This window comes from Streptomyces sp. NPDC039423, assembly GCF_055598725.1.
In genome coordinates this window covers 75,566-99,022 of sequence record NZ_JBVKAH010000008.1, presented here as the reverse complement: position 1 = coordinate 99,022, position 23,457 = coordinate 75,566, and the positions used below count along the sequence as shown (strand labels likewise).

General features: G+C 70.7%; 20 protein-coding genes. 12 read left to right on the top strand and 8 right to left on the bottom strand.

The window, feature by feature from the left end; genetic code table 11:
• Positions 1-188 precede the first annotated feature (188 nt).
• On the top strand, positions 189-1,514 hold the full coding sequence (locus ACZ7LK_RS24640; protein WP_471143369.1) for a VWA domain-containing protein: 1,326 nt from the start codon (positions 189-191) through the stop codon (positions 1,512-1,514).
• Here the strand turns inward: ACZ7LK_RS24640 and ACZ7LK_RS24635 are convergent.
• Positions 1,511-2,644 (bottom strand): sensor histidine kinase, encoded by a 1,134-nt coding sequence (locus ACZ7LK_RS24635; RefSeq protein ID WP_471143366.1) that lies wholly within the window; start codon positions 2,642-2,644, stop codon positions 1,511-1,513. The two genes, ACZ7LK_RS24640 and ACZ7LK_RS24635, sit on opposite strands and share 4 nt — an antisense overlap.
• Positions 2,641-3,297, bottom strand: a complete 657-nt coding sequence (locus ACZ7LK_RS24630; protein WP_392275601.1) for a response regulator transcription factor — start codon at positions 3,295-3,297, stop codon at positions 2,641-2,643. The genes ACZ7LK_RS24635 and ACZ7LK_RS24630 overlap by 4 nt, the downstream gene beginning before the upstream one ends.
• A gap of 91 nt (positions 3,298-3,388) precedes the next feature.
• Between ACZ7LK_RS24630 and metG the strand changes: the two genes are divergently transcribed.
• The 5 genes from metG (at position 3,389) to ACZ7LK_RS24605 (ending at position 11,447) form a co-directional block, all read left to right on the top strand.
• On the top strand, positions 3,389-4,996 hold the full coding sequence (metG, locus tag ACZ7LK_RS24625) for a methionine--tRNA ligase (protein WP_392275602.1): 1,608 nt from the start codon (positions 3,389-3,391) through the stop codon (positions 4,994-4,996).
• Positions 4,997-5,135: 139 nt separating this feature from the next.
• Positions 5,136-5,663, top strand: coding sequence for an SseB family protein (locus ACZ7LK_RS24620; RefSeq protein WP_392275603.1), 528 nt, complete (start codon positions 5,136-5,138; stop codon positions 5,661-5,663).
• Entirely contained in the window at positions 5,660-6,304 is a 645-nt protein-coding gene (locus ACZ7LK_RS24615; RefSeq protein ID WP_469463582.1) for a hypothetical protein, read from the top strand. Before ACZ7LK_RS24620 ends, ACZ7LK_RS24615 begins: the two co-directional genes overlap by 4 nt.
• On the top strand, positions 6,305-10,885 hold the full coding sequence (locus tag ACZ7LK_RS24610; protein ID WP_471143361.1) for a putative T7SS-secreted protein: 4,581 nt from the start codon (positions 6,305-6,307) through the stop codon (positions 10,883-10,885).
• Positions 10,863-11,447 (top strand): hypothetical protein, encoded by a 585-nt coding sequence (locus ACZ7LK_RS24605; protein WP_471143358.1) that lies wholly within the window; start codon positions 10,863-10,865, stop codon positions 11,445-11,447. The genes ACZ7LK_RS24610 and ACZ7LK_RS24605 overlap by 23 nt, the downstream gene beginning before the upstream one ends.
• A 47-nt stretch (positions 11,448-11,494) precedes the next feature.
• On the opposite strand, the gene ACZ7LK_RS24600 is transcribed toward ACZ7LK_RS24605, so the two are convergent.
• Positions 11,495-11,878, bottom strand: a complete 384-nt coding sequence (locus ACZ7LK_RS24600; RefSeq protein ID WP_471143355.1) for a MerR family transcriptional regulator — start codon at positions 11,876-11,878, stop codon at positions 11,495-11,497.
• A gap of 66 nt (positions 11,879-11,944) precedes the next feature.
• Between ACZ7LK_RS24600 and ACZ7LK_RS24595 the strand changes: the two genes are divergently transcribed.
• From ACZ7LK_RS24595 to ACZ7LK_RS24585, 3 genes are all read left to right on the top strand, one after another.
• Complete coding sequence (locus ACZ7LK_RS24595) at positions 11,945-13,057, top strand: alkene reductase (RefSeq protein ID WP_392275608.1); 1,113 nt, start codon at positions 11,945-11,947, stop codon at positions 13,055-13,057.
• A 167-nt stretch (positions 13,058-13,224) separates the two neighbouring features.
• Positions 13,225-13,728 carry an Imm50 family immunity protein gene (locus ACZ7LK_RS24590; RefSeq protein WP_471143351.1) on the top strand — a complete coding sequence of 168 codons (504 nt, stop codon included), beginning with the start codon at positions 13,225-13,227 and terminating at the stop codon, positions 13,726-13,728.
• Positions 13,715-14,122: an Imm50 family immunity protein gene (locus ACZ7LK_RS24585; protein ID WP_471143348.1), complete on the top strand. Its 408-nt coding sequence runs from the start codon at positions 13,715-13,717 to the stop codon at positions 14,120-14,122. The genes ACZ7LK_RS24590 and ACZ7LK_RS24585 overlap by 14 nt, the downstream gene beginning before the upstream one ends.
• A 70-nt stretch (positions 14,123-14,192) precedes the next feature.
• Here the strand turns inward: ACZ7LK_RS24585 and ACZ7LK_RS24580 are convergent, their stop codons facing one another.
• Positions 14,193-14,402 (bottom strand): DUF397 domain-containing protein, encoded by a 210-nt coding sequence (locus ACZ7LK_RS24580; protein ID WP_469463580.1) that lies wholly within the window; start codon positions 14,400-14,402, stop codon positions 14,193-14,195.
• Complete coding sequence (locus ACZ7LK_RS24575) at positions 14,399-15,277, bottom strand: helix-turn-helix domain-containing protein (protein ID WP_471143345.1); 879 nt, start codon at positions 15,275-15,277, stop codon at positions 14,399-14,401. Before ACZ7LK_RS24575 ends, ACZ7LK_RS24580 begins: the two co-directional genes overlap by 4 nt.
• Positions 15,278-15,433: 156 nt before the next feature.
• Here ACZ7LK_RS24575 and ACZ7LK_RS24570 point away from each other — a divergent pair, with 156 nt between their 5' ends.
• Together ACZ7LK_RS24570 and ACZ7LK_RS24565 are read left to right on the top strand one after the other, a co-directional pair.
• Complete coding sequence (locus tag ACZ7LK_RS24570) at positions 15,434-15,868, top strand: ATP-binding protein (protein WP_471143342.1); 435 nt, start codon at positions 15,434-15,436, stop codon at positions 15,866-15,868.
• 271 nt (positions 15,869-16,139) lie between these two features.
• Positions 16,140-17,000 carry a helix-turn-helix domain-containing protein gene (locus ACZ7LK_RS24565; protein WP_471143339.1) on the top strand — a complete coding sequence of 287 codons (861 nt, stop codon included), beginning with the start codon at positions 16,140-16,142 and terminating at the stop codon, positions 16,998-17,000.
• Positions 17,001-17,060: 60 nt separating this feature from the next.
• Here the strand turns inward: ACZ7LK_RS24565 and aspS are convergent, their stop codons facing one another.
• Complete coding sequence (aspS, locus tag ACZ7LK_RS24560) at positions 17,061-18,827, bottom strand: aspartate--tRNA ligase (protein ID WP_392275615.1); 1,767 nt, start codon at positions 18,825-18,827, stop codon at positions 17,061-17,063.
• 142 nt (positions 18,828-18,969) lie between these two features.
• Here aspS and ACZ7LK_RS24555 point away from each other — a divergent pair, with 142 nt between their 5' ends.
• Positions 18,970-21,054 (top strand): SpoIIE family protein phosphatase, encoded by a 2,085-nt coding sequence (locus ACZ7LK_RS24555; RefSeq protein WP_392275616.1) that lies wholly within the window; start codon positions 18,970-18,972, stop codon positions 21,052-21,054.
• 134 nt (positions 21,055-21,188) lie between these two features.
• Here ACZ7LK_RS24555 and ACZ7LK_RS24550 read toward each other — a convergent pair whose 3' ends face one another.
• Both ACZ7LK_RS24550 and ACZ7LK_RS24545 read right to left on the bottom strand, forming a co-directional pair.
• Positions 21,189-22,226, bottom strand: a complete 1,038-nt coding sequence (locus ACZ7LK_RS24550) for an AI-2E family transporter (protein WP_392275617.1) — start codon at positions 22,224-22,226, stop codon at positions 21,189-21,191.
• A 65-nt stretch (positions 22,227-22,291) separates the two neighbouring features.
• Positions 22,292-23,284 carry a pirin family protein gene (locus tag ACZ7LK_RS24545; protein ID WP_392275618.1) on the bottom strand — a complete coding sequence of 331 codons (993 nt, stop codon included), beginning with the start codon at positions 23,282-23,284 and terminating at the stop codon, positions 22,292-22,294.
• Between the last annotated feature and the right edge of the window lie 173 nt (positions 23,285-23,457).

The following is a 23,457-nucleotide window of genomic DNA, read 5'->3' as shown; positions in this document are numbered from 1 at the left end:
GAGAAGTGCAGGTCGGCGGCTGCCGGATGAACGGTGGATGAATCCGGTACGTCCGGGCCGGGTTGACGCGAATGCCCCTTGCCTTTCGGCGGGACGCGGGGCGGCTAACCTTACGTGTCCGCCCTGGCCAGGGATGATTCCTAGCAGTACGGACATACACGGCACCCCACATGCGAAAGGCCTCGCCCATGGGCATTCGGAGCTTGCTGCGCAAGGTGTTTGGACGCGACCGTGCGGAGCGCGACGGGACGGCGACCGCCTCCGTCCCGCCCCAGGCGGAACGTGCGGTGCCCCAGGAGGAGCCCACGGCCCCCGCGACCCCGGCGGCCACGGTCCCGTCCCAGTCGTCGCCGCCGGAGGAGCCCGCCGCGCCGTCGGAGGACGCCTCGGCCGAGCGGGCGGCGGAGCTGGCGGCGGCGGACCTGGTGGCGGCGTCGTTCGACAACCCCCAGTCGCGCCGCGCCACCGTCCCGGCCGCCCGCGAGGCGGAACCGGAACCGGAGGCCGAGCCGGAGGCCACGCAGGCCGCCGCTGCGGAGCCGGAGGAGGACCCGGAGCCCGCGGAGCCCGTCGCTGCGGAGGGCGAGCCGGAGCCTGAGCCCGTCGCTGCGGAGGCGGAGGCGGAGCCCGTCGCTGCCGAGGCGGAGCCGGAACCGGAGCCCGAGCCGGAGCCCGTCGCTGCCGAGGCGGAGCAGGACCCGGAGCCCGTGCAGGCCGCCGAGCCCGAAGAGGAGCCGGAGCCCGAGGCGGAGCCCGTCGCTGCCGAAGCGGAGCCGGAATCGGAGCCCGAGGCCGCCCCCGAGGCGAAGGCCGCCCCCACCGCCGCCCCCACCGCCGCGCCCGCCGGGAAGCCCGCCCTGTCCCTCGCCCGGGTCAAGGGCAAGGCGCCCCAGTTGGCCGAGGCGTACAAGGCGGCCGGGGCCGCGCTGCGCAAGCGGGACCTCGTGGGTGCGCGTGCCACGGTGTACCTGGTCCTCGACCGGTCCGGGTCGATGCGCCCGTACTACAAGGACGGCAGCGCCCAGCACCTCGCCGAGCAGGCGCTCGCGCTCGCCGCGCACCTCGACGAGGAGGCCACCGTCCGGGTCGTCTTCTTCTCGACCGAGATCGACGGCACCGGCGAGGTCACGCTCGGCGACGTGGAGGGCAGGATCGAGGCCCTGCACAGCGCCCTCGGCCGGATGGGCCGTACCAACTACGACCGCGCCATCCGCGAGGTGCTGGACCTGCACGGGAAGTCCGGCGCGGCCGACCGCCCGGCCCTGGTCGTCTTCCAGACCGACGGCGCGCCCGAGTCGCGGACGGCCGCCACCGAGGCGCTGGCGGACGCGGCGGCCGGCGCGAGCGGCGTCCACTGGCAGTTCGTGGCGTTCGGGGAGGAGGACGCCAAGGCGTTCGACTACCTGCGCAAGCTGGAGGCGCCCAACGCCGGGTTCTTCCACGCGGGCCCCGCGCCCCGTGAGGTCCCGCACGCCACCTTCTACCGCGAGCTCCTCGCGGACTGGTCCCTTTAGGTCGTGTCAGCCGTCCCGGCCGTACCCGCCGGGACCGGCAGGCGCACGGTGACGACCAGGCCCCCGCCGTCCCGGCACCCGGCCGTCACCGTGCCGCCGTGCGCGGTGGCGACCGATCGCACGATGGACAGCCCGAGCCCCGCGCCGGGCCCCATCCGGTCCCGCCCCTCGCCCCGCCGGAAGGGTTCGAAGAGCCCCGGTACGTCGGCCTCGGCGATCACCGGCCCGGTATTGGCGACCGTCAGCACGCCACCGTCCACCGTCACGCGGACCCACCCGCCCGGGACGTTGTACGCCACCGCGTTGGCGACCAGGTTCCGTACGAGCTGCCCGAGCAGCACCCGGTTGCCCGGCACCACCCCGCCGGCGCCCGACACCTCCTCCACCCCGTACCGGGCGCACTCCTCCGCCACCACCTCGCCCAGCGGGACCGGCTCCCGCTCGGCCAGGCCCCGCTCGCCGCGCGCCAGCAGCAGCAGCCCGTCGATCAGCCGCTCGCTGCGGCGGTTGGTGTCCAGCAGCACCTGCCGGACCGGGGCGGGGACCGAGTCGTCGAGGCCCACCTGGATCGCCGCGCGCTGGGTGGCCAGGGGCGTACGGAGCTCGTGCGAGGCGTTGGCGATGAACCGCCGCTGGCTGTCGAACGCCGCCTCCAGCCGCTCCAGCAGCGCGTCGATCGTGTCGCCCAGCTCCTTCAGCTCGTCGTCCGGGCCGCCCGGCGCGAGCCGCTCGCGCAGGTTCCGCTCCGAGAGCCGCCGCGCCCGGGCGGTCATCTCGTGCACCGGGCGGAGGACACGGCCGGCCGTCCACCAGCCGACCACCACCGCGCACAGCGCCATGACCAGCAGCGCGCCTCCCGACCAGATCAGCAGTTGTTCGGAGGCCGCCCGGCTGACCTCACCGGTGAGCTCGTCCACCCGGAAGGGACCCGTGGCCCCCGCCTCGGCCCCGGCCCAGTCCCCGATCCAGTCCCCGGCGCCGGCCCGCTCCGCGATGGCCTCCGCCTCGCCGCGCGTCCCCGCACGGGAGAGCAGGTTCACCACCAGGAGCAGGCAGCCGCCGAGCACCAGGAAGACACCCCCGTACACCAGGGCGATACGCGTCCGGATGCGCGAGCCGGGGCCGATCACAGCGCGTACCCCACGCCCTGCACCGTGCGGATGAGCGCGGGCGGCCCGAGCTTGGCGCGCAGCTTGCTCATGCACACCCGTACCGCCCCGGTGAAGGGGTCGGCGTGCGCGTCCCAGGCGCGTTCCAGCAGCTCCTCCGCCGACACCACCGCGCCCTGAGCCTCCAGCAGGACCTGGAGCACCGCGAACTCCTTCGGCGACAGGTCCAGGTCCCGCCCGTCGCGGTGGGCGGTGCGGCGTACGGTGTCGAGCCGCAACCCGTGCCGTTCCAGGAGCGGGGGCAGGGGCGGCCGGGCGCTGCGCCGCCGCAGGGCGCGCACCCGCGACACCAGCTCGGGGAACTCGAAAGGCTTGCCCAGGTAGTCGTCGGCCCCGAGGTCGAGCCCCTCCACCCGGTCCTCCAGCCCCACCGCCGCGGTCAGCATCAGGATGCGGGTCCGTGCCCCGCCCGCCACCATCCGCCGGGCCACCTCGTCGCCGTGCACCCCGGGCAGGTCGCGGTCGAGGACGACGACGTCGTAGTCGTAGAGCCCCAGGTGGGCGAGGGCGTCGTCCCCGCTGTGGACGGTGTCGACGGCGAATCCGGCACGCCGCAGCCCCGCGGCGACGAGCCCGGCGAGGACGGTCTCGTCCTCGGCAACCAGTACACGCATGCGTCCACTCTCCACGCACCGTGTTTCGCGGACGTCTCCCCCCTCGGAATGAGGGTGAGGGCAGCTTCCGCGGCCGGATAGGATTTCGACCATGGCGGCCACTGGATCCGAGAAGCAGGGGGCGAAGGCGTTCTACGTCACGACCCCCATTTACTACGTCAACGACGCTCCTCACCTGGGCCACGCCTACACGACCGTCGCAGGCGACGTGCTCACCCGCTGGCACCGTCAGCGCGGCGAGAAGGTGTGGTACCTCACCGGCACGGACGAGCACGGTCAGAAGATCATGCGCACGGCCGACGCGAACGGGGTCACCCCGCAGGAGTGGTGCGACAAGCTCGTCGAGGAGGCCTGGAAGCCCCTCTGGGAGCACCTGGAGATCGCGAACGACGACTTCATCCGTACGACGGAGAAGCGGCACACGGACCGTGTGCAGGAGTTCGTGCAGGACCTGTACGACAAGGGCGAGATCTACAAGGGCGGGTACGAGGGCCCGTACTGCGTGGGCTGCGAGGAGTACAAGCTCCCCGGCGACCTGATCGAGGACGAGCAGGGCGTGAAGCTCTGCCCGGTCCACAAGAAGCCGGTGGAGATCCTCAAGGAGGAGAACTACTTCTTCAAGCTCAGCGAGTACGGCCCGAAGCTGCTGGAGTTCTACGAGGCGAACCCGGACTTCATCCAGCCCGAGTCGGCCCGCAACGAGGTCCTGAACTTCGTCAAGCAGGGCCTTCAGGACCTGTCCATCTCCCGGTCGACCTTCGACTGGGGCATCCCGATCCCGTGGGACGACAAGCACGTCATCTACGTGTGGGTCGACGCGCTCCTGAACTACGCGACGGCCGTCGGCTACGGCTCGAACCAGGCGAAGTTCGACGAGACGTTCCCGGCGAACGTGCACCTGGTCGGCAAGGACATCCTCCGCTTCCACGCGGTGATCTGGCCGGCGATGCTGATGGCGCAGGGCCTGCCGGTGCCGGGCAAGGTCGCGGCGAACGGCTGGCTGATGGTCGGCGGCGAGAAGATGTCGAAGTCGAACCTGACCGGCATCAAGCCGCAGGACCTGACCTCGCACTTCGGCGTGGACGCCTACCGCTGGTACTTCCTGCGGGCGATCGCGTTCGGCAGCGACGGCTCCTTCTCGTGGGAGGACTTCACCGCCCGCTACACGAGCGAGCTGGCCAACGACTACGGCAACCTCGCCTCGCGCGTCGCGGCGATGGTCGGCAAGTACTTCGAGGGCACCCTGCCGGAGGCCACGGTCGCCGGTGACGCCGAGCAGGCGGTCCGGGACGGCCTGGCCAAGGCGGTCGCCGAGGCCGACCGGAAGATCGGCGAGGAGCTGGACTTCCAGGGCGGCATCCTGGCGATCTTCGACTTCGTGAAGCAGGTCAACGGCTACATCACGGAGCAGGAGCCCTGGAAGGTCGCCAAGGACACCTCCGACGAGGGCCGCGCCCGCCTGGCGACGATCCTCTACACCGCCGCCGAGGCGCTCCGCGCGGTCGCCGTCCTGCTGAACCCGGTCATGCCGGACACCTCCCAGAAGCTCTGGGACTCCCTCGGCGCGGAGCCCGTCCTGGGCCCCCTCGCCGACCAGACCGTCGACTCCGCCGCCGCCTGGGGCCTCCTCCCCGCCGGCGCCACGGTCACCAAGGGCGCGGTGCTCTTCCCGCGCCTGGAGGAGCCGAAGAAGGACTGACCTCCTTCCACTCCGCACGACCGGGACCGCCGCCCCTCCGAGAGGGGCGGCGGTCCTTTCGTCCATGCTGCGCCGCGTTTCGGCCGTTCTCCGCCAAAGCGATTGCAGTCGAAAATCCGTACGTGTGATGATCTCCGCCATGATCACGCACCGGGACAGCGGGACGGCGGGCGGACCGATACCGGACCGCCCGTCGAGACTGACGGAACTGGCCAGCGATCCGGCCGCCCCCGCGGCACCGTCGGCCCCCGCGGCACCGTCGACCCCCGCGGTACCGTCCGCGCCGGAAGCGGCGCCACCGCGACCCCCGTCCTCCGCCCGGCACGAGTTCGCCGCTTTGCTGGGGGAATTCCGCCGGACCGCGGTCCTGGTCCCCATCGATCCGTACGGCAGCCTGTGGACCGCCGAGCACGGCGGCGTCCGGTGGATCTGCGCCTTCTCGAACGAGGGGACGCTCGCCCGGTTCGCGTACGCGCGCGGCGACCTTGGACGGGCGTGGGAGTACCGGACGATCCGTGGGGCTCGGCTGCTGGACGTGCTGGTGCCGAAGCTGGGCGTCCCGGCAGGTGTGGCGCTGGACGCGGGCAGTGCCGACGGCGTGCTGTTCCCGCCGGTCGCGGGCATCGTGCCCGACTCGGCGGCGATGGATCCGGAGGCGGCACGATGACCGGCACCGATCCCGACCTCGCCGCGTCGCGGGCCGCCCTGGCGCTGATCGCGGCGGGTATCGACAAGGCGCACGAGGAGCTGAAGGACCTCGGCATGATCGGCCGGGCGACGGCGGGCCGGGGCTTCTCGGAGCTGGCCCTGTCGGGCCTGGAGATGGGGCACGCGGGGCTGGCAGCCGGTTTCGGGACGTTCTGCGAGCGCTGGGAGTGGGGCGTACGCGACCTGATGCAGCGGGGCAACGCCTTCGCCTCCGGTCTCGGGCTGTCGGCGGGCGCCTTCCACGAGCAGGAGCTGTACGTCAAGGACACCCTCAAGATCGCGGTCAACGGGCTGAACGGCAACCCGCACCTCACCGAGGACGAGGTGAAGGCCAAGGACTGGGACGAGATCAGGTCCCAGCGGGCGACCGACAACCCGGATTACAGCCCGGAGTCCATGGCCGCGGCCCACGAGAACGTCAAGCAGACGTGGCAGGACACCGGCTACGACCTGGAGGACGCCGTTCTGGACTCGCTGGAGAACAACGGCGCCCTGGATCCGACGGTGCGTGAGGCGCTGGACGAGCGCATGCGCGAGACCTACGAGCCCTCGGAGGAGGCCGTCAAGCGGGCCGAGCAGCCGATGTGGGGGAGCGAGTAGATGACCGACTGGCTGGGCAGGGCCGAGGACCTCTGGAACGGCGGCAAGAAGGTCGTCGGCATCGGCATCGACAAGGGAACCGATGCCCTCGGGGGCGCCCTCGACTACGTCGGCGCCGAAGGTGTGGCGGAAGCGGTCACCGACTGGGGTGATGGCGCGGCCTCCACGCTGGGCGCGGAGGTGGGCGAGAAGCAGCTCGGTGAGAGCGAGGAGGCCGAGGAACTGGTCCACGGCCGCGCTTCCCTGATCACCGCGAGCGCGGACAACCTGCGTGACTTCGCGACGGCGTTCAACCTGGTCGGCTCGGGCATGAAGAACCTCGACTCCGGCGCCTGGAAGGGCGAGGCCGCCAACACCTTCCGTGAACAGTTCGGGGCCCTGCCCACGGACTGGCTGCGCGCGGCGGACGCCTTCGAGGCGGCAGCCGCCGCGCTGACGGCGTACGCCGCGACGGTGACCGCCGCGCAGAGCATGGCCAGGGAGGCGATCGCCCTGTTCAAGCAGGGCAACGAGACCTCGCGGAAGGCCGTCGACGCGTACAACAAGAAGGTCGACGCCTACAACAAGGCCCGCACCAGTGACGCCCCGCTGCCCGAGCCGGGTCCCTTCAGCGACCCCGGGCTGGCCGCGCGCGACCAGGCCCAGGAAATCCTGGAGAACGCCCGCCGCCAGCGTAACCAGGCCGCCGAGAGGGCCAACCAGGTCGTCACCGCGGCCCTCGCCCACGCCCCCGCCGAGAAGTCCGCGGCCGAACGCGCCCGGCTCGGCGTGCTGGACCTCGCTCTGGGCAACGGCGTCGAAACGACGCACTTCGTCGGCGGAGCCGTCAAAGGCACGGTCGGCCTCACCAACTTCGTCCGCTCGCTCAACCCGCTCGACCCGTACAACCGCACGCACCCGGCCGAGTACTACGAGAACGTCAACATGACCCTGGCCGGGCTCGTCTCGACCGGCGCCCACCCGGACCGTGCGCTCAAGGCCGCGTGGGACTCGTTCCAGGAGGACCCGCACGAGTTCGGCGGGCGCCTTCTCCCGGAAGTGCTGGGCACCCGGGGCGCGGGCGGGCTGAGGTCCCTGGCGCGCAAGGGCCTGGACGACACCCCGAGCGGGGGCGGCAAGGGGCGTGCCGGACATCAGGAGGGTCCGCACGACACGAGCCGCGGGGAGGGCGACAAAACGCTCTCCCAGGACCCGGTCGACATGGCGACGGGCCGGATGGTCCTGCCCCAGACGGACATCACTCTTCCTGGGTCACTGCCACTGGTCTTCAGCCGTACCTTCGAGTCGTCCTACCGCGCGGGCCACTGGTTCGGCCCCACCTGGGCGAGCACCATCGACCAACGCCTGGAGATCGACTCCGAAGGCATCGTGTTCATCTGCGAGGACGGAAGCCTCCTGGCGTACCCGCATCCCGCACCCGGCGTGCCTGTCATGCCCACCCACGGCCGCCGCTGGCCCCTGGACCGCGACCGGGACACCTATACCGTCACCGACCCCGCCACCGGCCGCGTCTGGCACTTCACCGAGCAGGGCGCCGAGCTGGCCCTGCTGACGCAGATCGACGACCGCAACGGGCGGTGGATCGGTTTCGAGTACGACCAGGCCGGCGCCCCGACCTCGATCGTCCACCACGGTGGCTACCACCTGAAGCTCACCACCGACCAGGGCCGGATCACCGCCCTCCACCTCGCCGGCGCCGCCCCGGACGGCACCGACCAGGAGATTCTTCGCTACGGCTACACGGACGGGCACCTGACCTCGGTCACCAACTCCTCGGGCCGTCCCCTGCGCTTCGGCTGCGACGAGCACGGCCGGATCACCTCGTGGACCGACACCAACGGAAGCCACTTCGACTACGTCTACGACGAGCGGCACCGCTGCGTGTACCACTCGGGCTCGAACGGACATCTTGAATCCCGCTTCACCTGGGACGACACGGACGCCGCGACCGGTCTGCGGCAGACCTCCGTCACCGATGCCCTGGGCCACACCACCCGCTACCTCATCAACGACAGGGTTCAGGTCGTCGCCGAGATCGACCCGCTCGGCGCGGTCGTCGGCTCCGAGTACGACGCCTACAACCGGCTCCTGTCCCGCACGGACGCCCTCGGCCACGTCACCCGCTTCACCTACGACGAGCAGGGCCGGCTGACCGAGGTGGTGAGACCGGACGGACGCCCGATGTCGGCCGAGTACAACTCACTGGGCCTGCCGGTACGGGTGCGCCGCACGGACGGGACGGTGGTACGCCAGACGTACGACGAGAGGGGCAACCGCACCTCGGTCACCGACTCGACGGGCGCCACCACCACGTTCGCCTACGACGCGACCGGCCACCTCGCGACGATCACCGACGCACTCGGCCACTCGACCGCGCTGCGGTGCGACCGCGCCGGCCTCCCCCTCACGGTCACCGACCCGCTCGGCGCGACCGTCCACTACGACCGCGACGCCTTCGGCCGCCCCACCACGATCACCGACCCGCTGGGCTCGTTGACCCGCCTGGAGTGGACCGTCGAGGGCCGGCTGGCCCGGCGCATCGACCCGGATGGCACCGAGCAGTCGTGGACGTACGACGGTGAGGGCAACTGCCTGTCGCACACGGACGCGATGGGCGGGGTGACCCGGTTCGAGTACACGGACTTCGACCTCCTGACGGCCCGCACCGGCCCGGACGGCGTGCGCTACGAGTTCGCGCACGACACGAATCTCCGGCTGACGCGGGTGATGAACCCACAGGGCCTGACGTGGAACTACACCTACGATCCGGCGGGTCGTCTCACCTCCGAGACGGATTTCGACGGTCGCGTCCTGACCTACGCGCATGACGCGTCAGGCCACCTGACGTCCCGCACCAACGGCCTGGGGCAGACGATCCGGTTCGAGCGCGACGCCCTCGGCCGGATCGTCCGCAAGGACGCTGAAGGGACGGTCAGCACCTACGAGTACGACATCTTCGACGAACTGGCGGTAGCGACGAACCCGGACGCGAGGCTTGAGCGCATCCGGGACCGCCACGGCCGTCTGAGGTCGGAGACGGTCAACGGGCGGACCCTGTCGTATACGTACGACGAGGCAGGCCGCAGGGAGGGAAGGACGACCCCCGGCGGTTCGGTCAGCCAATGGTCCTACGATGCGGCGGGCCGCAGGACGGGGCTCACGACCTCTGGCCGTGCACTCGCCTTCTCCTTCGACGCCCTGGGCCGTGAGGAGGAGCGCACGGTCTCGGACTTCGTGTCACTGACGTCGTCGTACGACGCGGTGAGCCGGATGACGGCCCAGGAGATCACGTCCCGTGGCAGCCGCATTCAGCACCGGGCGTACGACTACCGCCCCGACGGCGGACTGGTCTCCGTCACGGACGGCCTCTCGGGCACACGCCGCTTCGACCTCGACGCGGCGGGCCGGGTTACGGCGGTGCGGGCGGACCGGTGGACGGAGCGGTACGCGTACGACGAAGCGGGCAACCAGACAGAGGCGGCCTGGCCTTCCGCGCACCCGGCCCACGCCGCGACGGGCCCGCGTGACTATGAGGGCACCCGCATCACCCGCGCGGGCGGCGTCCGCTACGAACACGACGGCCAGGGCCGCGTCGTCCTGCGCCGGAAGACCCGCTTGTCCAGCAAGCCGGACACCTGGCGCTACGAGTGGGACGCGGAGGACCGACTGACGTCGGTGACGACGCCGGACGGCACGGTCTGGCGTTACGCGTACGACCCTCTGGGCCGCCGAATATCCAAGCAATCGGCGCTGGAAACGGTCCACTTCACCTGGGACGGCAGCACCCTCTGCGAACAGACGACCGCGAACGTCGTGCTGACCTGGGACCACGCGGGCCTGCGCCCCCTGACCCAGACGGAACGCCGCACGGACACGGACGACGAACGCTTCTTCGCCATCGTCACCGACCTGATCGGCACTCCGACGGAACTCGTCGACGAGTCGGGCGACCTGGCCTGGCACACCCGCACGACGCTCTGGGGCACGACGACCTGGAACCGCGACGCCACGGCGTACACCCCACTCCGCTTCCCGGGCCAGTACTTCGACCCGGAGTCGGGCCTCCACTACAACTACTTCCGCTACTACGACCCCGAATCGGCCCGGTACATCTCCGCCGACCCTTTGGGCCTCCTGCCGGATCCCAACCCCTGGGGTTACGTGGACAACCCGTTCACTTGGGCTGACCCTCTGGGTTTGACACCCTGCACCTTTGAAAACCAGCTACCGGATGAACTACCCCGTGAGCTCGCCGACGCAGAGCGACTGGGCGTGAAACCACTCAGGGTCGGGGACAACGGTTTCGACGAAGCAATCAATTCGGGTACCGTTAAGTGGGCAGTCACCCTTGAAGGCGACCTGGTGGTCATACCGAAGCATGTGAGCGGAGTCGAGCTCAAGCATCCTGTTCTCACTAATGGCGCCCCAGTGCGGGCTGCTGGCGAAGCGGAAATCGCGGGTTCTGAGGGTTCATATTTTGGAATGTCAATCGACAACAATAGCGGCCACTACAAACCGTCAGCGGAAAGTCTCGAAACAGGCAGAGAGGCGTTCGAACGTGCAGGAATACCCTTCCTCTGACGACTGCAAGGGCACCCGTGATCCTTGGACGCCGATCAATGGGGAGGTCAACACCTCGATCGGAGAGCTGGAGCAGCAAGTTACCGATCTGCCCGCCACTGCAACCTCATCAGAGTCCTGGGAGCAGCTTCGCAGTTGGTGCGTGGGCCGGATGCAGTCTTCTGACTGCTCTGCGGACCTTCGCGTGCGGTGGGGACATCTCGCACTGACCGCGATTTCCAAGAAGAGTCAGACAGGTACTGGAACAACGCAGGAGACAGTGGCCGCGACGGCACGCGTGCGCGCATACCTGATTCAGGAGTTCGGGGTAAGCGAAGCGGACGAGGCTCGGCAACCGAATAGACTGTGCACCTTTGTGCTGGAGAACATCGGCGCCCCCATCGACGAGGTGGGGCGAATGGCTGCCGAGTGGCGCTCTCTCCCGAAAGAGCAGATGCTCTCTCTGCGGCGCCTGAAGAACATGCTTACACCCTTGGTGGAGATTGCAGACCTCTTGGACCCGGAAGACACCGTTCGGGGTGAGATCGGGCCCTGGTTGGCACTGAGAGCAAAACTTCCCTGACGTAAGCGGGTTGCGCCGCAGGGCAACAACGGCGGCTCAGCACCGGATCACTGCGGCGCAGGTTCAGGCAGCGGCCGGCTCGCCGCCGTGGCGATCGCCTCGTCCAGGACCTCGCGGGAGCGGATCAGGTCGGTGATCAGGCGGTCGATGCGGGCGCGTTCCGTGGTGAGGTCGGCGACCAGTCGGGCGGTGGCGATCTCGGAGGGGCCGCCGTCGGTGTCGCGCAGGCAGGGGAGGAGCTGGGCGATCTTCTTGCTGTGGAGGCCCGCCGCGTAGAGGGCCTGGATGCGGATGACCCGGTCGACGGCCCATTCGCCGTACGTACGCTGGCCGCCCGGGGTGCGGTCGGCGGTCAGGAGGCCCTGCGTCTCGTAGTACCGGAGTGACCGCTCGCTGACGCCCGTGCGACGGGCGAGTTCACCGATTCGCATGGCGCACCTCTCGTGCGGAAAACAGCACTTGAACCTGACACCGGTGTCAACTCCTACCGTACCGGCATGACGAACACAGCGAACAAGCCGGAGACGTCCCGCCTCTTCCAGCCCACCCGGCTCGGCCCCCTGGAACTGCCCAACCGCCTGGTCATGGCACCGCTGACCCGGAACCGCGCCGGGGCCGACGGGATGCCGCAACCGGTCATGGCCACGTACTACGCGCAGCGTGCCTCCGCCGGTCTGATCATCGCCGAGGCGACCACGCCCAACGCCGTGGGGCAGACGTACCCCAACATCCCCGGGATCCACGACCCGGCCCAGGTGGCCGGCTGGCGGCAGGTCACCGAAGCGGTGCACGCCGCGGGGGGTCGGATGTTCCTTCAGCTCCAGCACGGCGGTCGGGTCGGCCACCCGGACAACAGCGGCCTGATGCCGGTCGCGCCGTCACCCGTGCCGTTGCCCGAAACCATCCACACCCCGAGCGGACGCAAGGACGCCGTCGTGCCCCGGGAGATGTCCTTCGACGACATCCGGTCCACCGTGGCCGACTTCGCCGCTGCCGCCCGCAACGCCATTGACGCCGGTTTCGCCGGGGTGGAGGTGCACGCCGCCAACGGCCACCTCCTGCACCAGTTCATGGCGCGGAACACCAACCACCGCACCGACGGCTACGGCGGCTCGGTGGCCGGCCGGATCCGGTTCGCCGTCGAGGTGGTGCGGGCGGTGGCCACGGCCATCGGCCCCGAGCGGGTCGGCCTGCGCGTCTCCCCCGGCAACACCGTCAACGGCATCGACGAGGGCGACACCGAGGACATCTACCCGGCGCTGGTCGAGGCGCTCGCCGACACCCGCCTTGCCTACCTGCACACCGTGTTCGCCGACCCGGACGCGCCCCTGTGGCAGGACATCCGCAAGCGGTGGTCCGGCACCCTGGTCGCCAATCCGGCGCTCGGCTGGGGCGGTCCGCTGCCCGCCGACGGTGGCAGGGAGGCTGGTGAGCGACTGCTGGCCGCCGGTGCCGACCTGATCGCCCTCGGCCGGGCCTTCATGGCCAACCCCGATCTGGTCGAACGGCTGCGAATCGGCGCGCCGCTCAACCCGCTGAGGGACGAGGGCTGGATGTACACGGGCGGCGAGAACGGGTACACCGACTACCCGACGCTGACGGCCGCGTGACCGTGGACCACACCCGGAGAGGTGGCGACCTCGACGCGGGAGTCGCCTTCGCTGCCGGTGCTGTAGCTGCTCTCCCATCTCGTACCGAGAAGAAGTGCACGTACATGTGGAACGGTTGAGGACACTCGTGATGGCCAGATAGCCCGGAGCCGAGGAACATTACTACTGTGACCAATGATCTGAAGCTGGTGAACGCCGGGGACCTCATAAACCTGTACGGGAAGGTTCCGGACCTTCGGCGATTTCGCTTGCGCTCAATCAATCTGGATTGGCGAGGGCCGACGGTCACCCTGCGACTGGACCTACCGAGCTTCCCGGAGAAGGTTCCGCAGGAGTGGCGAGGCACCGACGTCGACACCGTGCAGTGCCACGTACAGTTTCTCGCTGTGGAGGACCTCACTATGCCTGAGTGGGAGCCACCCGTCCGTTCCGCCTTTTTGGACACGCAGCTCCTGGCAGAGAAGCGGAGAATTCGAGTGCAGGTGACAGGATCCGGGGTAGCCCTTGGGTTCACCAGCAGCGGGTCCGTACAGGTGGGGCATGTGAGCGCCTTCAAAATCTCGGACGACGGCACGGACGAAACCCAGCACTTCTTTTCAAAGAGGCTCGACGCCGTACGCTACGCATCCATCCCGGCAACCGAAGAGAAGACTTTCTATGGGCGGATCTGACTGGACGGGCATCGTTGCCGGGACGGAGGAGATGTTGGAGGCATACATCACGCCCCCCGATCTGAACGACTGCAGACTGTATTACACGCAGATCGACGAAAGAGAAGCGTCGGTAACTCTGGGCTTCGATACGTCCACCCTTCCCTCGAACCCTCCTGCCGAGTGGACCGGCCGGGAATACAACACAGTCGAGTTCTACCTGCGGTTCGCCGGTGTGAGCGATCTCAGTGTCGCCGGTTGGACGTTCAGCGCCCGTGACGCCGACGTCACCCTGAGTGCTCACGGAGGCGATGGGGTCAGGGTCAGCATCGAAGCCACGGGGTCGCATCTGGAATTCACGGCATCCACGTCATCTCTCGCTCGGCTGCGTTCCTACCTCGCTGCGCGCGGGTGACTGGGGGAACAGTCGAACGGACCTCCCACCGGGCGCCATGGCGCTGACGGACAGGGTGGCTCGCCCGCCGTCAGTTGCCCGACGCGTACGACACGAAGTCGGCCCACGCGCCCGGGGTGAGGGCGAGTTGGGGGCCGGCGAGGTGCTTGGAGTCGCGGATGTGGACCGTGCCCGGGGAGGTGGCGACCTCGACGCAGGAGTCGCCCTCGCTGCTGCTGCTGTAGCTGCTCTTGAACCACGCCAGTCCGGAGGCTTCGCCGACCGAGGTGTTGCGGATCATGTCTCTCCCAGCAGTTGCTCGATGAAGGCTGTCGACTCGCGGGGAGTCAGAGCCTGGGCCCGGATGATGCCGTAGCGCAGCTCCAGGATATGGAGCTGCTTCCGCTCGGTCACGGGGCGGCCGTTGGCCACGGCGGGTGAGCGTCCGACGGCCGAACCGTCGCCGAACTTCAGCAGCTCGATCCCGCCTGCCAGGCCGGCGTGTTCCTCGCGGTCCATCGGCATCACCTGAAGCTCGACGTTCCGCATGTGGGCCACCGTCAGCAGGTGTTCGAGCTGGGCGCGTAGCCGGGTCCTTCCGCCCAGTGGGCGCCGGAGCGTCCATTCCTCCAGGACGAAACCCATCTCCGGCGCGGGGTCCCGCTCGAAGACGGACTTGCGGGCCATACGACCCGCCACCATCCGCTCCACCTCGTCCTGCGAGTACGCCGGCCGTCGCATGAGCAGCAGTCCGCGCGCGTACTCCGGTGTCTGCAACAGGCCGTGGATGTTGAGCGGGTCGTACAACTGGAGCTCCACCGCCTGGGCCTCCAGCTTGGCCAGTTCCCGGACCTTCTTCGGGTACCGGACCTTCGCCACGTCCTCCTTCATGGCCGAGAGGAGGCCCCCCGCCCCCAGGACCTCGTCCGCCTTGTCCAGGAACTCGGGCCGGGGGATCCGCTTACCGCCCTCGATCTTGTAGACGAGATCCTCGCCGTAGCCGACGGCCACGCCGAAGTCAGGGGCACGCATGCCCACCGCTTCCCTCCGCAGCTTCACCTGCCGTCCCACCGTGGCGATGACGGCCACGCCCCAGTCGTCGTCCGGGTCCACCTCCCAACCCGGCTCGTCCGCCTCGCTCTTGAGCTGTACTCCGGTCTCGCCGTCCACCGACATGCCCGTACCCCTCTGTCCGCGCTCTCGTGCCGCGCCGTCCCTACCCCACCGGCGGGTCCGGACAGCCCGGACAGCAGTGGACAAGCTCCGGACAGTCACTCTACGCATCGGATCGGTCACTGTTCACGGTGTGCGAGGACGGCCACCCTCGGTGAGGTGAACCAGACGAAACCCTCGCAACTCGCCTCTCCCCCGGGCCACTTCGGTGTGCTGCTGTCCCCCACGCCTCGCGGTGCGCGGCTCGCCCGGCTGCTCGCCGTCGAGTGGCTCAGGACCCGGCGGGAGGTGCCGTGCCGCGTGGCCGAGACCGCCGCGCAGCTCGTCGCGGAGCTCGCGGCGAACGCCGCCACGCACGGCCGCGTCAACGGCCGGAGCTTCCGGCTCGCGCTCCTCGCCGACCGGGGCGTCCTGCGGATCGAGGTCACGGACACCCGTGCCGACGCGCTCCCGCGCCGGACGCCCCCGTCGCCCGACGCGGAGTCCGGGCGCGGGCTGCTGCTCGTCGAGGCGCTGGCCGACCGCTGGGGCGCCACGCTCGGCCCCGCCCCCCAGAAGACCGTGTGGGTGGAACTCGACCTCCCGGTGTCCTGACCGGCGTACGGGAACCGGGATTCCGGTGGGGCCGCCGGTCTACCAAGGAACGACGAGAGAGAAAGAAACCGGACCAAACCCCACCCCTCCTCCCCCTCGGCGAGCCGCTCACTCACGCGGGTGAAAAACACCAACTGGGCTGGCTTTGGGACGGGTTGCTTGATCTACGCTCAGCGCGACACACCACATCACCGCTGACATGCGTCGGCCCCCGCCGGGACCGCTAATCCCAGTGCGGGGGCCTGACCATCAAGGAAGAAGCACCTTCCCGATGGATACTCGGAACAGTAGCGTGCGCCCGCCCGCCCACGCCCGTAACGACCGGAAAAACCACTCCTCCCGGCGAGCCCGTGGGGCTCCGCATGGCGGCGGTGTCATCCACGACAACTCCCGGCACACCACCCGTTTCACGGTGATCGGCAACCACCTCGCCCAGCACACCGAACTGTCGCTCCTGGCGATCGGCCTGGCCGTCCACATCCAGTCGCTCCCCAGCGGCGCGCAGATCGACATCGGGACCCTCGCCGACCGCTTCCCGGAGGGAAGGACCCGGATCGCCGGCGCCCTGCGCGAGCTGGAGGCCCATGGCTACCTGCGCCGCACCCGTGTGCGCACCGAAGGGGGCAGGATCGTCACCCGCACGGTGTCCTGCAACCAGCCGGGCCGGACCGGCGCCACGGAGGAGCCGAAGCCCCGGCCCCGGCGCGGCACCGACCAGCAGACGCGCCGCCGCGCGCTGCCCGCCGTGCCGCAGCCCGCTTACCCGGCTCCGGACCTTCTCCGGACCGCCCTGGGGGTCCTCTCCGGTCTCCGTCGCGAGGATCCACGGCTCCTGCTCTCCGCCACGGACGCCGACCATCTCGTCCCGGGCGTCGCCGCGTGGCTCGAGCGCGACCTCGGTCCCGAGGCCGTCCAGCGCGCCCTGACCACCGACCTGCCACCGGAGCCGCTGCACCGTCCGGCAGCCCTGTTGGCCCACCGCCTCGCCGCCCGGCTCCCGCCCCTGCCCGCCTTCCGCACACCGGACACCCCCGCGGCCGTCAGGCATCCGCTCCAGAACTGCGACCTCTGCGACCGCGCCTTCCGCGGCCCGGAGCCGGGAACCTGCGGGGCTTGCGCTCCCGGGCGGTGAGCCCGGGAACGCGAAGGCCCGGGATCCGAGGATCCCGGGCCTTCGTGAAGCAGTGGTGGACTACTTGTCCGCGACCGGCTTGCGGAGCGCGATGTTCAGTTCCTTGAGGCGGGCCTCTTCCAGCTCCGTCGGGGCACCCATCATCAGGTCCTGGGCGTTGCCGTTGAGCGGGAAGGCGATCGTCTCGCGGATGTTGGGCTCGTCGGCGAGGAGCATGACGATGCGGTCGACGCCGGGGGCGATGCCGCCGTGCGGCGGGGCGCCGTACTGGAAGGCGCGGAGCATGCCGGCGAACTCGGTCTCGACGGTCTCGCGGGAGTAGCCGGCGATCTCGAAGGCCTTGAACATGATGTCGGGCTCGTGGTTGCGGATCGCGCCGGAGGACAGCTCGATGCCGTTGCAGACGATGTCGTACTGCCAGCCGAGGATGTCCAGCGGGTCCTGGGTCTCCAGGGCCTCCAGGCCGCCCTGCGGCATCGAGAAGGGGTTGTGGGAGAAGTCGATCTTCCCGGTGTCCTCGTCCTTCTCGTACATCGGGAAGTCGACGATCCAGGCGAAGCGGAAGACGTTCTCCTCGAACTGGCCGGCGCGCTTGGCGGCCTCGACCCGGACCGGGCCCATGATCTTGGAGACCTCGTCGAACTCACCCGCGCCGAAGAAGACGGCGTGGCCGGGCTCCAGGCCCAGGCGCTCGGTGAGGACCTTGACGTTCTCCTCGGTGAGGAACTTGGCGATCGGGCCGGTGAGGGCGTTGTTCTCGCCGACGCGGACCCAGGCCAGGCCCTTGGCGCCGAGGGAGACGGCGTAGTCACCGAGGCCGTCGAAGAACTTGCGCGGCTGGTCACCGGTGTTCGGCACGGCGAGCGCGCGGACGTGCTTGCCGGCGAACGCCTTGAACTCGGAGTTCTCGAAGACGTCGGTGATGTCGACGAGCTCCAGGTCGGTGCGCAGGTCCGGCTTGTCGTTGCCGTACTTGAGCATCGACTCGCGGAACGGGATCCGCGGGAACGGCGACGTGACGTGGCGGCCGCCGCCGAACTCCTCGAAGAGCTCGGTCATCAGCTTCTCGATCGGCTGGAAGACGTCCTCCTGCTCGACGAAGCTCATCTCGACGTCGAGCTGGTAGAACTCGCCCGGCGAGCGGTCGGCGCGGGCGTCCTCGTCGCGGAAGCAGGGCGCGATCTGGAAGTAGCGGTCGAACCCGGAGATCATCAGGAGCTGCTTGAACTGCTGCGGCGCCTGCGGCAGCGCGTAGAACTTGCCGGGGTTCAGACGGGACGGGACGACGAAGTCACGGGCGCCCTCGGGGGAGGTCGCGGTGAGGATCGGGGTGGCCATCTCGTTGAAGCCGAGGGCCACCATCTTGGAGCGGATGGACGCGATGACCGCGCTGCGCAGCATGATGTTGCGGTGCATGCGCTCGCGGCGCAGGTCGAGGAAGCGGTACTCCAGGCGCCGCTCCTCGTTGACGCCGTCGTCCGTGTTGATCGTGAAGGGCAGCGGGGCGGAGGCACCGAGGACCTCCACCTCCGAGACCTCGACCTCGATCTCACCGGTGGGGAGTTCGGTGTTGATGTTCTCGGCACCGCGGGAGACGACCTTGCCGTCGATGCGGACGACCGACTCCTTGGTCTGCTTGTCGAGCGCCTCGTACGCGGCGGTGCCGGGACGGGCGACGAGCTGCGTGATGCCGTAGTGGTCGCGCAGATCGATGAAGAGGATGCCGCCCAGGTCTCGCCGATTGTGCAGCCAGCCGCTCAGCCGGACGTCGGTGCCGACGTCAGAGGCGCGGAGCTCGCCGCAGGTGTGGGACCTGTACCGATGCATCGTCGTTCATCCAGTCTTCGCGGATCGGGGGCTGTGTTTCACGTGAAACCTCCCCCAGAGTACCGGGCCGCTCAAGATCGACGTCCGATACGCCCGGTCGGCTCGGTGGCGGCTGATCCGTACATCTTCTTAGAGTGGGGCAATGCGCACCGAGGACGTCCTGGCCGCCATCGCGACCGGCCTATGGCGCTGGGACAACGCCTCCGGGATCGTCACGCTGGACGCGGAGGCGGCCCGGCTGCTGGGGCTGCCCGCGGAACCGGTCGAGCTGACCGAGGCAGCCGTGCGCTCGCGGTTCCACCCCGTCGACTGGAACGAGATCGACGGGGTCGTGAACCTCGCCGTGGCGGAGGGCACCCTCGCCGAGGCCAGGCTGCGGATCATGGACGAGAACGGGCGGGTGATCCGTACCGTGCGCAGCCGGTCGAAGCCGTTCATCGAGGGCACCGACTACCAGCTTGTGGGCACCCTCCAGGAGGTCGCCGAGCCCCAGCCCGGCACGGCCGCGCGGACGCCCGTGACCGGCGACTGGCGGCGCTCGCGCGAGGCGTTCCTGCTGGACGCGGGACGGGCGCTGGCGGAGGCGCGGTCCACGGCCGAGGTGCTGCGGGTGGCGGCCTCGCTGTCGATGCCCGGGTTCTCCCCCGACGGGCTGGCCGTCTTCGGCGTCTCCGGCGACCGGCTGACGATCATCGGGCACCACGGGCACAACACCGGCGACGACGGCCCGTTCTCCGACATGCCGCTCGACACCGACTACCCGGCCGCCGAGGTGGTGCGGACGGGCCGGGCGATCTACCTGCCGACCCCGGAGGAGTACCGGGCCCGGTTCCCCGCGACCTGGCCGCTGGCGCAGCGCTTCAGCAGGGAGTCGTGGGCGTTCCTGCCGCTGATCGTCGCGGGGCGCACGATGGGGGCCTGGATGGCGGCGTTCCGGTACCGCGTGTCGTTCACGCCCGACGAGCGGTCCGTCCTGACGACCGTGGCCCGGATGCTGGCGCAGGCGCTGGCGCGTGCGGGGGTCGCCGAGTCGGAGCGGGAGCTGTCCCTGGGCCTCCAGCGCACGATGATGCCGGTCCTGGGTCCGGCCATTCCCGGCATGGAGGTGGCCGCGCGGTACGTCCCGACCGGCGGCGGGCTCCAGGTCGGCGGCGACTGGTACGACATGATCCAGCTACCCGGGGGGCGCATCGCGCTGGTGATCGGCGACGTCCAGGGACATGACGTCCGGGCGGCCGGGCTGATGGGCCAGCTCCGGATCGCCCTGCGCGCGTACGCCTCGGAGGGCCACCGGCCGGACGCGGTGCTGTCCCGCGCGTCGCGCTTCCTGTACGGGATCACGGACGGCGCGGAGGGGGACCACGGGGCGGCCCGGTTCGCGACGTGCCTGTACCTGGAGGTGGACCCGGCGACCGGGACGCTGGACATCGCGCGGGCGGGCCACCCCGACCCCGCGATCCGGATGGCCGACGGGACGGTGATGCTGCGGCCGACGGCGGGCGGGCTGCCCCTGGGCATCGTCCCGGACACGGACTACCCCACGACCCGGCTCACCCTGGAACCGGGCGAGACGCTCATGATCTGCACGGACGGGCTCCTGGAGACCGGCGGGCACGACCTGGAGACCGGCTGGACGCGCATCCGCACGCTGCTGGAGCGGCACGACACGGAGGGCGAGTCGCTGGAGGCGCTGGCCGACAGCCTGGTGCAGGCGGTGCACGGGCCCGGCTCGCACCACACCACCGGGCCGCTGGCCGACCGCCGCGAGGACGACATTGCGGTGCTGCTGCTGTCCCGGACCGGTGAGCAGCTCCGGACGGCCGCCGCCCGGCGCACCGCGATGACCATCGCCCAGGCGGAGCCGGAGCGGATCGCCGCCGCCCGGCAGCACCTGCGGGAGCTGCTGCACGACTGGGCGGACCCGGAACAGGTCGACTCGGCGGTCCTGATGGTGTCCGAGATGGTCACCAACGTGCTGGTGCACACCGACGGGGACGCGCTGCTGGTGGCGGAGGCGACCGGGGACCACGGCAAGCGGCGGCTACGGGTGGAGGTGGCGGACGCCAGCGACGAGCTGCCGCACCGTCGCCGGCCCGGCGAGATGGCGTCGTCCGGGCGCGGGCTGATCCTCATGGAGATGCTGGCGCACGAGTGGGGCGTCGACCCCCGGGGCGAGGGCAAGTCCATCTGGTTCGAGCTCCACGAGGACCGGGACGGCGAGCCCTAGGCCGGCCGACGGGCCGCGCAGGGGCGCGTCGCGGGGCGGGCGCCTCGCGGGGCGGCGTCGCGCGCCCGGGCGCGTCGCGGGGCGGGCTTCGGGCGGCCGGCTCGGGCCCGGGCGGGAGGGCCGGCCGGGGGCCGTCAGGGGCCGGGGTGTGTGTAGCGCTTGCGCTCCTCGCCGATCACGCCGAACGCGGCGGCTGTGAGCGGTACGGCCAGCAGCATGCCGAGGATCCCGGCGACGGACGCCCCGGCGGTGATGGCGAGCAGGACGACGGCCGGGTGCATCTGGACCGTACGGCTCTGGATCACCGGTTGCAGGACGTGCCCTTCGATCACCTGGACGGCGAGGACGACGCCCGCCGTCCACAGGGCGATGGCCACGCCCCGGTCGGCGAGCGCCACCAGGACCGCGACCGCCCCGGACAGGAACGCTCCGAGGTAGGGGACGTACGCGCCGACGAAGACCAGGGCGCCCAGCCCCACGGCGCCCGGGACGCGCAGGATCAGCAGGCCCGTCGTGATGAGGAGGGCGTCGATCAGGGCGATGAACGTCGTCCCGCGCATGAAGCCCTCGACGGCGCCGAAGGCGCGGCGGGCCACGGCCTCGGCGTGGTCGGCGCTGCCGTGCGGCGCGAGGGAGCGCAGGGCGCGCAGCGCCCGGCCGGAGTCGCGGAGGAAGAAGAACACCAGGAGCAGGGCGAGGACGGCCATGGCGATCACCTCGCCGACGACGCTGAGCCCGCTGATGACGCCGGACGCCGCCGTGCCGCCGAATTTGCCGAGGAGCTCCTTGGCGTTGCCGGCCAGGTCGTCCAGGGAGGTGCCGGCCGGGCCGAGGTGCTCGGCCAGGTCGGTGGCGGCGCGGCGCAGCGAGGCGACGATCTGGTCGCCGGTGTCGATGAGCGCGGCGACCACGATGTAGCCGGCGCCGCCGACGACGGCGACGGCGGCCGCGCAGGTCAGGCCGGCCGCCAGGGACCGCTGGACCTTCATGGCGACGAGCCGCCGGTACAGCGGCCCGAGCAGCGCGGTGCCGAGCAGGGCGAGCAGGACGGGCGTGACGGCGGTCCGGAAGGTCACGCACAGCCATACGCCGACCGCCCCGACGCCGGTGAGCAGCAGGACGACGACGCACCAGGCGGCGAGGCGCCGGACGGGCTCGGGGAGGGTGTGCACGCCTCCACGGCACCATGCGCGGCCGGGGCCCGCCGCTGGGCGGGCCCCGGCCGGGTGAGGTCGCGTCAGGCGCCGGGGGTGATCTCCGGGCCGATGCCGTCCTGCATCCCGTGGACGGCCGGAACGCGGCCGAGCCGGCCGGCCTGGAAGTCCTCGAAGGCCTGCCTCAGCTCGGCCTGGGTGTTCATCACGAACGGCCCGTAGTGCGCCATCGGCTCCCGGATCGGCCGGCCGCCCAGGAGGATGACCTCCAGGTCCGGGGTGTGGCCGTCCTGCCGGTCGTCGGCGCGGACGGTCAGCGAGCCGCCGTCGCCGAAGACGGCCGTCTGGCCCATGTGGACCGGCCGGCGCTCCCCGCCCACGGAGCCGCGCCCGGCCAGGACGTACGCGAGGCCGTTGAAATCCTGCCGCCAGGGCAGCGTGATCTCGGCGCCCGGGCGCAGCGTGGCGTGGACCATGGTGATGGGGGTGTGGGTGATGCCCGGTCCCTCGTGCCCGTCGAGCTCGCCGGCGATGACGCGCAGCAGCGCGCCGCCGTCGGGGGAGGTGAGGAGCTGCACCTGGCCGCCGCGGATGTCCTGGTAGCGGGGGTCCATCATCTTGTCCTTGGCGGGCAGGTTCACCCAGAGCTGGAGGCCGTGGAAGAGGCCGCCGGACATGACCAGGTGCTCCGGCGGGGCCTCGATGTGGAGCAGCCCCGACCCGGCGGTCATCCACTGGGTGTCGCCGTTGCGGATGGTGCCGCCGCCACCGTTGCTGTCCTGGTGGACGAAGGTGCCGTCGATCAGGTACGTGACGGTCTCGAAGCCGCGGTGGGGGTGCCAGGGGGTGCCCTTGGCCTCGCCGACCCCGTACTCCACCTCCCCCATCTGGTCCATCATGATGAACGGGTCGAGGTGGCGGTAGTTGATCCCGGCGAACGCGCGGCGCACCGGGAAGCCCTCCCCCTCGAAGCCGCTGGGCGCGGTCGTCACGGCCAGCACCTGGCGCGGCACGGCACCCGTGGGCGCGTCGACGCGCGGCAGGGTGAGCGGGTTCTCGACGGTTACGGCAGGCATGGCGTGGGTCCTCCTCGGGGGCGGCGTACACCCACTTTAGTTGAATGCTGAACTTCTTGCCAGGGGAACACCCCCTCCCGCCCCTGCATTCCCCCGGGTACCGCCCATCCCGCCCCTCGCACCTGGAACGCCCTCCACCGCACACACGAAGAGCCGCCCCCACCGAGGGGGGC